Annotated in this window: 8 protein-coding genes; 3 read left to right on the forward strand and 5 right to left on the reverse strand. The window is 74.0% G+C overall.

The features are described 5' to 3' along the window. Nucleotides 1-64: 64 nt before the first annotated feature. Together DC008_RS08290 and hrpB are read left to right on the forward strand one after the other, a co-directional pair. Nucleotides 65-913, forward strand: coding sequence for a class I SAM-dependent methyltransferase (locus DC008_RS08290; protein ID WP_208646106.1), 849 nt, complete (start codon nucleotides 65-67; stop codon nucleotides 911-913). Between the two features lie 37 nt (nucleotides 914-950). Then, the gene (gene hrpB, locus DC008_RS08295) at nucleotides 951-3,431 is read left to right on the forward strand and encodes an ATP-dependent helicase HrpB (RefSeq protein WP_108706395.1); all 2,481 of its coding nucleotides are present in this window, start codon (nucleotides 951-953) and stop codon (nucleotides 3,429-3,431) included. Here the strand turns inward: hrpB and pgfA are convergent. From pgfA to DC008_RS08310, 3 genes are all read right to left on the reverse strand, one after another. Continuing rightward, nucleotides 3,421-4,413: a cell envelope lipid trafficking protein PgfA gene (gene pgfA, locus DC008_RS08300; protein WP_108706396.1), complete on the reverse strand. Its 993-nt coding sequence runs from the start codon at nucleotides 4,411-4,413 to the stop codon at nucleotides 3,421-3,423. The two genes, hrpB and pgfA, sit on opposite strands and share 11 nt — an antisense overlap. 23 nt (nucleotides 4,414-4,436) lie before the next feature. Further along, nucleotides 4,437-4,571, reverse strand: a complete 135-nt coding sequence (locus tag DC008_RS08305) for an SPW_0924 family protein (RefSeq protein WP_107096731.1) — start codon at nucleotides 4,569-4,571, stop codon at nucleotides 4,437-4,439. 141 nt (nucleotides 4,572-4,712) lie between these two features. Then, the gene (locus tag DC008_RS08310) at nucleotides 4,713-6,443 is read right to left on the reverse strand and encodes a lytic transglycosylase domain-containing protein (protein WP_108706397.1); all 1,731 of its coding nucleotides are present in this window, start codon (nucleotides 6,441-6,443) and stop codon (nucleotides 4,713-4,715) included. A 324-nt stretch (nucleotides 6,444-6,767) separates the two neighbouring features. On the opposite strand from DC008_RS08310, the gene DC008_RS08315 reads away from it, so the two are divergent. Beyond that, entirely contained in the window at nucleotides 6,768-7,640 is an 873-nt protein-coding gene (locus DC008_RS08315) for a DUF4184 family protein (RefSeq protein ID WP_108706398.1), read from the forward strand. Here DC008_RS08315 and DC008_RS35185 read toward each other — a convergent pair. Both DC008_RS35185 and polA read right to left on the reverse strand, forming a co-directional pair. Next, a complete protein-coding gene (locus DC008_RS35185; RefSeq protein WP_123953989.1) occupies nucleotides 7,555-7,914 on the reverse strand; it encodes a hypothetical protein in 360 nt (119 codons plus the stop codon). The two genes, DC008_RS08315 and DC008_RS35185, sit on opposite strands and share 86 nt — an antisense overlap. Nucleotides 7,915-8,141: 227 nt before the next feature. After that, nucleotides 8,142-10,868 carry a DNA polymerase I gene (gene polA, locus DC008_RS08320; protein ID WP_108706399.1) on the reverse strand — a complete coding sequence of 909 codons (2,727 nt, stop codon included), beginning with the start codon at nucleotides 10,866-10,868 and terminating at the stop codon, nucleotides 8,142-8,144. Nucleotides 10,869-10,950 lie beyond the last annotated feature (82 nt).

Below are 10,950 nucleotides of genomic sequence, written 5' to 3' on the forward strand. Positions count from 1 at the left end.
TCGCGTGACACCGCCTGGAGGGGCCGCGCCGTTCAGGTGACGGAAGAGTACGACGAGGGAGCCGATCATCCAAGAGCCCGCATCGCCCGAGATCCCGTCCGCCTCCTCCCCGGAACCCGAAGCGGAACCGGAGGCGACCCGGCGCGAAGCCGGCACCGCGGAGAGCTCCCGTGCCAACCGGGGCTGGTGGGACCGCAACGCGGACGAGTACCAGATCGAGCACGGCACCTTCCTCGGGGACGACCGCTTCGTATGGGGGCCCGAGGGACTGGACGAGGTGGAGGCCGAGCTGCTCGGCCCGCCCGAGACGCTGAAGAACAAGGACGTCCTGGAGATCGGGGCCGGTGCGGCGCAGTGCTCGCGCTGGCTGGCCGCGCAGGGCGCCCGCCCGGTCGCCCTGGACATCTCCCACCGGCAGCTCCAGCACGCCCTGCGGATCGGGGGCGCGTTCCCGCTGGTGTGCGCCGACGCGGGGGCGCTGCCCTTCGCCGACGGCTCGTTCGACCTGGCGTGCTCGGCGTACGGGGCGCTGCCCTTCGTCGCCGACCCGGTGCTGGTGCTGCGGGAGCTGCGCCGGGTGCTGCGGCCCGGCGGCCGGTTCGTGTTCTCGGTGACCCATCCGATCCGCTGGGCGTTCCCGGACGAGCCCGGCCCGGAGGGGCTGTCGGTCTCCGCGTCGTACTTCGACCGCACCCCTTATGTGGAGCAGGACGACGAGGGCCACGCCGTGTATGTGGAGCACCACCGCACGATCGGCGACCGGGTGCGGGACGTCGTGGCGGCCGGGTTCCGGCTGGTGGATCTGGTGGAGCCGGAGTGGCCGGCCTGGAACACCGCGGAGTGGGGCGGCTGGTCGCCGCTGCGCGGGCATCTGATCCCGGGCACGGCGATCTTCGTGTGCGAGCGGGACTGACGCACTCGCGCCCGGCGGGGCGTACGACACTGGGGGCGTGATCCGTTACGACGCCCTGGACGCGCTGCCGGTGCGCGGCGCCCTGCCCGCGCTGACCGACGCCCTGGAGGGGCCCGGCACCGCCGTGCTGGTCGCCCCGCCGGGTACCGGCAAGACGACGCTGGTGCCGCTGGCGCTCGCGGGCCTGCTCGGTGAGGGGCCCGTACGGCGGGTCGTGGTCGCCGAGCCGCGCCGGATCGCCGCGCGGGCGGCGGCCCGGCGGATGGCGTGGCTGCTGGGCGAGCGGCCCGGGGAGAGCGTCGGTCACACCGTGCGCGGCGAGCGGGTCGTGGGCCCCCGGAGCAGGGTGGAGGTCGTGACGACCGGGGTGCTGCTGCAGCGGCTCCAGCGCGACCCGGAGCTGGCGGGCGTGGACGTGGTGGTGCTCGACGAGTGCCATGAGCGGCATCTGGACGCGGACACGGCGGCGGCGTTCCTGTGGGACGTCCGGGAGACGCTGCGGCCGGAGCTGCGGCTGGTGGCCGCGTCGGCGACGACGGACGCGGAGGGCTGGGCCGGGCTGCTGGGCGGCGCGCCGGTCGTCGTGGCCGAGGGCGCCGCACATCCGGTGGAGACGGTGTGGGTGCCGCCGTCGCGTCCGGTGCGGCCGCCGCACGGGACGCGGGTCGATCCGGTTCTGCTCGCGCATGTGGCCTCGGTGGTGCGGCGGGCGCTGGCGGAGCGGCCGGGTGACGTGCTGTGTTTTCTGCCGGGGGTCGGGGAGATCGCGCGGGTCGCCGGGCAGCTCGGGGATCTCGGGGACGCGGAGGTCCTCCAGGTGCACGGGCGGGCGCCGGCGGCCGTGCAGGACGCGGTGCTGTCCGTCGGGGAGCGGCGCAGGGTGGTGCTGGCGACGTCCGTGGCGGAGTCCTCGTTGACGGTCCCCGGGGTGCGGGTCGTCGTCGATTCCGGGCTGGCGCGTGAGCCCCGCGTGGATCACGCGCGCGGGCTGAGCGCGCTGACGACGGTACGGGCCTCGCAGGCCGCCGGACGGCAGCGGGCGGGCCGGGCCGGGCGTGAGGCGCCGGGGGCGGTGTACCGGTGCTGGGCCGAGGCGGAGGACGCGCGGCTGCCCCGTTTCCCGGCGCCGGAGATCAAGGTGGCCGATCTGACGGCGTTCGCGTTGCAGGCGGCCTGCTGGGGCGATCCGGACGCGGCCGGGCTGGCTCTGCTGGATGCGCCGCCGGCCGGGGCGATGGCGGCGGCACGGAGCGTGCTGACGGCCGTGGGGGCGGTGGACGGCGACGGGCGGGCGACCGAGCGGGGCACGGCCCTGGCCCGGCTCGGTCTGCACCCCAGGCTGGGCCGGGCCCTGCTGGACGGCCCGGACGCGGCCGCCGAGGTGGTGGCGCTGCTCAGCGAGGAGCCGCCGCGCGAGTACGGCGACGATCTGGGGGCGGCGCTGCGGGCTGCCCGGCGGGGCGGCGACGGCTATGCCGGGCGCTGGCGGGCGGAGGTGCGGCGGCTGCGGGCGGGCGCCGGCACCCGCGGCGGCCAGGGCGCCCCCGACGACCGCACGGTGGGGCACGTCGCCGCGCTGGCGTTCCCCGAGCGGGTGGCGAAGGCGGACGGCGGGTCGTATCTGATGGCGTCCGGCACGCGCGCGGAGCTCGCCGAGGGCAGTCCGCTGCGGGGCGCCCCCTGGATCGCGGTGGCGGTCGCCGACCGGCCGGTGGGGCGCGGGCACGCGCGTGTGCGCCTCGCGGCCGTCATCGACGAGGCGACGGCCCGCTCGGCGGCGGCCTCCCTGCACCGGGAGGGTGAGGAGGTGCACTGGGCGGACGGCGATGTGGTGGCCCGGCGGGTCGAGCGGCTCGGCGCGATCGAGCTGGCGGAGCGCCCCCTGCCCGGCGCCGACCCGGCCCTCGTACGGGCCGCTCTGCTCGACGGGCTGCGGCGAGAGGGGTTCGGGCTGCTGCGCTGGTCCCCGGACGCCGTGGTGCTGCGGCAGCGGCTGGCGTTCCTGCGGCTGCACCGGGGCGATCCATGGCCGGACGTGTCGGACGAGGCGCTGCACGCGCGCGTGGACGAGTGGCTGGAGCCCGAGCTGGGCCGGGCCCGGCGGCGGGCGGACCTCGGGCGGATCGACGCCGGGCAGGCCCTGGCGCGGCTGCTGCCGTGGGCCACGGGCGAGGCGGGGCGCCTGGACGAACTGGCCCCGGAACGTGTGACCGTGCCCAGCGGCTCGCGGATCCGGGTGGACTACGGCGATCCGGAGCGGCCCGTGCTGGCCGTGAAGCTGCAGGAGATGTTCGGGCTGGACGCCTCGCCGGCGGTGGCCGGGGTGCCGCTGCTGGTGCATCTGCTCTCCCCCGCCGGGCGTCCGGCCGCCGTGACCGCCGATCTCGCCTCGTTCTGGCGGGACGGCTACCGGGGTGTGCGGGCGGAGCTGCGCGGCCGTTATCCGAAGCATCCGTGGCCGGAGGACCCGGCGTCCGCCGAGCCGACCCGGCACACCAACGCGCGGCTCAGGCGGTGACGGGTTCCGGTTCGCCGTCCTCGGCCGGTTCCGGGTCGCCCGGGCGGCGGCCGCGCGCCTCCAGCCAGAGGGCCAGGGCGAGCAGCAGCCCGCCGAGGACGAGCAGGCCCCAGGGGAGGTGGGACGTCAGCAGCAGGACGAGGGTGCGGTTGGTCTTGACCAGGTCGACGGTGTGCTCGATGTAGTCCTCGCGCATCTTGACGTGCCCGGCGAACGCGGTGACCTTGTCCCGGCCGCCGAGGAGTGTGCCGCCGCGCAGCTCCTCCTTGTGGATCTCCTCGCCGTAGACGGGGGCGCCGGTGAGGGGTTCCACCCAGAACTTGCGGACGGTGGTGTACCAGCGGGTCGTGCCCGTGCCGGCCAGTGACTTCGCGGTGACGCCCTCGACGGGCAGGGTCTTGGGGAACGGCACCTTGGTCCAGGGGATGACCTGCTCGAAGTAGTAGACCTCGACGCCCCGGAAGTCCTGGGTGCCCTGGTAGTGGATGGGGGCGGTGACACGGGCCTGCGCGTCGAAGTAGGCGTAGTCCCGTTTCTCGGTGAGGAAGGGCCACTTGAACTCGATGCCGTCGCGGCGCACGGGGTCGCCGTCGACCGACTCGCCGGGGGCGTGGACGGGTTCCTGGGTGTGGGCGTCGAAGATGTAGCGCTCGGGAATGCGGGAGACCATCTCTCCGTCGGGGCCGACGACGTAGGACAGGCCGTCCCAGACCACGACGTCCCGGTCCGTGGTCCGCTCGATCCGTTCGGAGGCCGCCACGTCGCCCTTGAGGGTCTGCACGATGGTGACCCTGTCGACCTTGCGGGCCCGCATGGTGCCGTAGTCGAGGAGGGTGGCGTCCTTCGCCTCCAGGACCATGTCCTGGTACTGGTTCGCGGGGATCTTGGCCAGGCGCGGGAAGGCGTACCAGCGCAGCAGCGGGGACAGCGCCGCGCAGAGGACGGCGAGGGCGAGCAGGATCAGGCCGGCCGTGCGGCGCATGGCGGCCTCCCTTCCGGGCCGGGTCACGGATGGGCGGGCACGGTGGTCAGCAGCGGTTTCGGGGAGGTGCCGCCGGAGGGGGTGCCGACGGCGGTGAGCGCGAGGACCAGGGCGACGGCGGCGGCGAGTCCGGCCGCGGCGGCGATCAGGGCGCGCATACGTGCCTCCCGGGGACCCGGAGCTGATGCATCGTCAGATCCGGCACCGTAGCAACGGGCGGCCGAGATGAGAACACGTCGCGCACATAGGGAAGGGGCGCCCGGCAGCCGGACGCCCCTTCCCTAGGTGTGCAGTACCGGCTACGCGGACGGCGAGGCGCTCTCCGTGGGCTCCTCCGCCGGCGGCGTCTCGGCGGCGGCGACCTTCAGCTCGACCGTCAGGGTCGCGCCGCCGGCCGTGGCGATACGGAGCAGGAAGGTGCCGGTGGTGTCGTCGGCGTACAGCTTCGGCAGCTCCAGCAGGCCGTCGGCGTCGGTCTTCAGACCGGTCAGGGTGCGCACCGGCTTGCCGTCGGCGTCCTTGAAGTAGGGGCCCTTGTCGTTCTCGTCCGGGTCGTCCGCCGCCTTGATCAGGGTGGCGGTGGCGGCGACCTTGTCGGCGACGGCGCCCTTGTAGGTGGCCTTCACCTCGACCCGCTCGGCGAACCCGCCACCGGGCACACAGGTCAGCGCGGTGTCGCCGGTACGGGCCAGGGTGTCGGCGGCGCGCTCGGTGACGGTCGCCGTGTAGTCGAGGCCGGCCACCGAACGGCCGACGACGGTGGCCCGGACGGTGAACTCGCCGGTGTCCTCGCCCGCCCGGAGCGCCGGAGCCACCGCCTTGCCGGATCCGTCGGTGAGGACGGCGGCGACCTTCTCGCCGGTGCTGAAGACGGCGTCGGTGTCGCCGGTGATGGTGAAGCGGACGCGGACCCGGGCGACGGCCTTGCCGGAGTCCGTCTCGGCACGGGCGCTGATCTTCTCGGCGAAGGTGTCCCCCGCCATGGCGGTGAGCTTGGCGGTGCCGGCGTCCTCCAGGTGGTCCACCGTGTCGGTGGGGGTGGGAGGCGTCGTGCTGGGCGGCGGGGTCGGCTTGGGACCGCCGGAGCCGCCGTCGCCCGGCTCGGAACCGCCGGGCTTGGACGGCGTCGTGGGCGCGGACGGGGGCGAAGGGGACGAGGGGGTCGACGGCGTGGGCGACGGCGTGGGGTTGGCGCCCGCGCCGTCGTCGCTGCGGCCCGACGGCAGGGTGCCCGTGCCGTCCGGGATCTCGTGGGTGCCCTTGCGGTAGTAGTCCAGCCACCGCATGACGAGGTTGAGGTAGTCCCGGGAGTTGTTGTAGCTCAGGATCGCGCGGTCGAGGTCGGCCTGCTCGGCGAGGTTCCAGTCGAAGCGGCACAGGTAGTGGCCGGCGGCGAGGGCCGCGTCGTAGACGTTGTTGGGATCCTTGCGGCCGTCGCCGTTGCCGTCGCGGCCCGCCCACTTCCAGGTGGACGGGATGAACTGCATGGGGCCGACGGCACGGTCGTACCGGGCGTCGCCGTCGTAGGCGCCGTCGTCGGTGTCACTGATGTTCGCGAAGCCGGCGCCGTTGAGCTGCGGGCCGAGGATCTTGGACAGGGTGGTGCCGTTGGCGTCGACCCGGCCGCCGCGGGCCTGGCCCGACTCGACCTTGCCGATGGCGGCGAGGAGTTGCCAGGGCAGGTTGCAGTGCGGCTTGGACTCCCGCAGCGCGGCCTCCGCCTTCTTGTAGGCGTCGAGGACCGTGGCCGGTATGCCCGCCTCACCGGCCGCCGGAGTGACCGTGGTGCCCGCCGACGGGGCCGGGTTGGGGCTGTTGAGCGGCGGGAGGTCCGTGTAGTACGGCGAGTTGCCGGTCGCGCTGTCGGCGGCGGGGGTGTCCGGGGACGGCTGGGTGCCGGTGGTCACCTTTCTGCCGGCGCCGTCGGTCGTCACTCCCGGTGCCTGGGACGCGGCCAGTGCCGCCACCACGACCGCGGCGACCGTGGTGTTCACCGCCCCCTTGCGGAGCCTGCCGAATTCCGCCGCCATCTGGTGGACCCCTCCCGTGGACGCCCTGACGTCCGTGCCGGTCTGCCGGACCCGCCGTGCCGGGCCCGCCCCTGTAGTGACGATCGACTCGCCACGACAGTTGCCCTCGCGGCGAGGATCGCGTCGTCGTTCATCTGTTCGTTCGCGGGTCTCGGCACGGTGACCCAGGCGACCCTACGACAACTTCCCTTACGCGCACACCCGTTGCTGCCCGATATTTCCCGGTTGACCACAGGCCGTTCACCATCGGGCCGTCACGCATACTGGGGTCGCCGACGAGGGGGGCCGGACCGGTCCCGTCAAGACCGCATCCGAGGAGCCCTGTTGCCGTTCACGCTCAGCCACGCGGCCGCCGTCCTGCCCGCCCTGCGCACCTCGGGAACCGGCCGGGCCGGACTCGTGCCGGCGGTGATGGTGGCCGGTTCCTTCGCTCCCGACATGACCTACTACGCGGCGAGTGTCCTGTCCGGGGCCATGGAGTTCGGCGACGTCACGCACTCCTTTCCCGGCGTCCTCACCGTCGACGTCGTCATCGCCTGGGCGCTGGTGGGGGTGTGGTTGCTGCTGCGCGAGCCGCTGGTGGCGCTGCTGCCGGCCCGGCTCCAGGCGCGGCCGGCCGCGCTGCTGCGGTGCGGGGCGCCCCGGGCGCGCGTGACACCGGCGCTGGCCGCGCGCTGGTACGTGTCCGCCGTCCTGGGCGGGCTCACCCATGTCGTGTGGGACGCCTTCACGCATCTCGACCGCTGGGGGATGCGGTTGTTCCCGGTGCTGGGCGAGGAGGTCGCGCGGTCGCCGCTGTACTGGTACCTCCAGTACGGGGGGTCGGCGGTCGCTGCGGTCGTCATCGGGGTGTTCGTGGCGGTGGCGTTGCGGCGGACTCGGGGCGTGGGTGCGGGGATTCCCACGCCGGGCGTGCCGGTGCTGTCCGTGCGGGACCGGTGGGCGGCCCTGGCGGTGCTCGGCGCGTGTGCGGGGGTGGCGGCGTTCCAGCGGGCGTCGCGGTGGTGGGACTACTGGGGCGCCACCGCGAAGTACTGGGAGCTGATCCCGACGCTGTGCTTCGGCGCGGGCGCCGGGCTCGCCGTGGGACTTGTTCTGTACGGCGCCGCCGTCAGGCTGTGGCGTCCGGTCCCGGTCCCTGGCAGTACGGGGACGGGTGGCGCCGTGCGGGAGCGGAGCCGGCCGGGGGTGCGGTGACGTCGGCCGTGCCGGGGGCTGCCGGGAACAGGGTCAGCGCCAGGGCCACGTAGGAGCGGGCGAGTTCCGTCCAGTCGCGCAGCCGGCGGGTCAGGCGCCGGCGGACCGCTGTCATGGTGCGCCGTACCGTGCCGATGAGTTCGGTGGGGATGCGGGCGGTGCTCGCGGTGGGGGCGAGGGCGGGGCGCCGGGGTGGGGTGGGGGGCAGGGGCCAGTCGGCTGGGGTCGGGGCGCCGCCGCTTGCCGTCCGGCGGTTGAGCGTGTGTATACCCATGTCGGCATCCTTACCGGCGGTGGATGTCGGGGGCGGTTTGGCGGGGGCCACGTGGGTGACTCCCGTCGGGGCGCCTCTTCGTGTGCCGGGTGATGTCTGTTCCGCGGGGTGGGCCCGGCCGTGTGTTGTGTGCGGACCGTGGGGGGTCGCGCAGTTCCCCGCGCCACTTTGGGCGTGCCGTTGGCACGCCGGGCCGGTGGTGGGCCGGCCCGGCGTTTGCCAGCCGGCTAGTGGGCCGCTGATTCCCAGTCGGGGCCTGCGCCCACCGAGACGCCCAGGGGGACCCTCAGGTGGACGGCGTTCGACATTTCGCGGCGGACCAGTTCCTCCGCCGCCTCGCGTTCGCCGGGGGCGATCTCCAGGACGATTTCGTCGTGGACCTGGAGGAGCATCCGGGAGGCGAGGCCCGACTCGCGCAGGGCGCGGTCCACGTTGAGCATGGCGATCTTGACGATGTCGGCCGCCGTGCCCTGGATGGGCGCGTTCAGCGCCATGCGCTCGGCCGCCTCGCGGCGCTGGCGGTTGTCGCTGTTGAGGTCGGGCAGATAGCGGCGGCGGCCGAAGAGGGTCGCCGTGTAGCCCGTCGCGCGGGCCTCGTCGACCGCCCGGCGCAGATAGTCGCGGACGCCGCCGAACCGCTCGAAGTAGGCGTCCATCAGGGTGCGGGCCTCGGCCGCCTCGATGTTCAGCTGCTGGGAGAGGCCGAAGGCCGACAGCCCGTAGGCGAGGCCGTAGGACATCGCCTTGATCTTGCGGCGCATCTCGGCGTCCACGGCGGCCGGCTCCACGGCGAAGACCTGGGAGGCGGCCGTGGTGTGCAGGTCCTCACCGGAGGTGAACGCCTCGATCAGGCCCTCGTCCTCGGAGAGGTGGGCCATCACCCGGAGCTCGATCTGGCTGTAGTCCGCCGTCATCAGGGACTCGAAGCCCTCGCCGACGACGAAGCCCCGGCGGATCGCGCGGCCCTCGTCGGTGCGGACCGGGATGTTCTGCAGGTTGGGGTCCGTGGAGGAGAGGCGGCCGGTGGCGGCGACGGTCTGGTTGAACGTGGTGTGGATCCGGCCGTCCGCCGCGATCGTCTTGATCAGGCCCTCGACGGTGACCCGCAGCTTCGCCTGCTCGCGGTGGCGGAGCATGATCACCGGCAGTTCGTTGTCCGTCTGGCCGGCGAGCCAGGCCAGGGCGTCGGCGTCGGTGGTGTAGCCGGTCTTCGTCTTCTTCGTCTTGGGCAGGGCGAGCTCGCCGAAGAGGACCTCCTGGAGCTGTTTGGGCGAGCCCAGGTTGAACTCGTGCCCGGCCGCCGCGTGCGCCTCCTTCACGGCCTGCTGCACGGCGCCCGCGAACATCTGCTCCATGGCCTCCAGGTGGGCCCGGTCGGCCGCGATGCCGTGCCGCTCCATGCGGGCGAGCAGCGCGGACGTCGGCAGCTCCATGTCGCGCAGCAGCTCGGCGGCGCCGACCTCCCGCAGCCGGCCCTCGAAGGCCTCGCCGAGGTCGAGGACGGTCCGGGCCTGGATCATGAGCGCCTCGGCCTCGGCGCCCTCGTCCGCCCCGAAGGCGAGCTGGCCGTCGGCCGTGGCGGCGGGCGCCAGCTCGCGGTGCAGATACTCCAGGGACAGGGCGTCCAGGTCGAAGGAGCGGCGGCCCGGCTTGACCAGGTAGGCGGCGAGCGCGGTGTCCATGTGGACGCCCTCGATGGTCCAGCCGTGCTCGGCGAAGACCCGCATGGCGCTCTTGGCGTTGTGGAAGACCTTGGGCCGGGCGGGGTCCGCGAGCCAGCCGGCGAACGCCTGCTCGTCGGCCTCGTCCAGCTGGGAGGGGTCGAACCAGGCGGCGGCGCCGCTGTCGGCGGCCAGGGCGATCTCGGCGACCGAGCCGGTGCCCAGCGCCCAGGTGTCGACGGTGGCCACGCCGAGCGGCCCGCCCGCGTGCTCGGTCAGCCAGCCGGCCAGCTCGCCGGTGCCGAGGACAGTGCCGTCCAGGGCGACGCCCTCGGTGGAGACGGGGGTGGTCTCGGCCTCCTCGGCACCCGGGTCGACGCCGAAGAGCCGCTCGCGCAGCGACGGGTTCCGGATCTCCAGGGTGTCCAGGATCATCGCGACGGCCTTGCGGTCGTACGGCTCGCGCGCGAGGTCGGCGACGGTCTTGGGCAGCTCGACCTGGCGCTCCAGCTCGGTGAGGCGGCGGTTGAGCTTGACGGCCTCCAGGTGGTCGCGGAGGTTCTGCCCGGCCTTGCCCTTGACCTCGTCGACGCGCTCGACCAGCTCGGCGAAGGACCCGAACTGGTTGATCCACTTCGCGGCGGTCTTCTCGCCGACGCCGGGGATGCCGGGCAGGTTGTCCGACGGGTCGCCGCGCAGGGCAGCGAAGTCCGGGTACTGGGCGGGGGTGAGGCCGTACTTCTCGAGGACCTTCTCCGGGGTGAACCGGGTCAGCTCGGAGACGCCCTTGGTCGGGTAGAGCACGGTGGTGTGCTCGCTGACCAGCTGGAACGAGTCACGGTCGCCGGTGACGATCAGCACCTCGAAACCGGCGGCCTCGGCCTGGGTGGCGAGAGTGGCGATCACGTCGTCGGCCTCGAAGCCCTCGACGGCGAACCGGGACACGTGCATCGCGTCGAGCAGCTCGCCGATCAGCTCGACCTGGCCCTTGAACTCGTCCGGGGTCTTGGAGCGGTTCGCCTTGTACTCGGTGAACTCCTCGGAGCGCCAGGTCTTGCGGGACACGTCGAACGCCACGGCGAAGTGGGTGGGCGCCTCGTCACGCAGCGTGTTGGCCAGCATCGACGCGAAGCCGTAGATCGCGTTCGTCGGCTGGCCCGTCGCCGTCGTGAAGTTCTCCGCGGGCAGCGCGAAGAAGGCGCGGTAGGCCAGTGAGTGCCCGTCCATGAGCATCAGGCGGGGCCGGCCGCCGCCGGGGGTGCTGTCGGTCTGCTTCGATGCTGAATCTGCCACGCCCCCGATCCTGCCACGCCCCACTGACAGCCGGGTGCCGCCGGGGCGCCGGCGGACCGTCCCGGCCGGGCGCCGGGCCCGA

Origin of the sequence: Streptomyces nigra (genome assembly GCF_003074055.1) — a bacterium.
In the GTDB taxonomy this organism is placed as follows: domain Bacteria; phylum Actinomycetota; class Actinomycetes; order Streptomycetales; family Streptomycetaceae; genus Streptomyces; species Streptomyces nigra.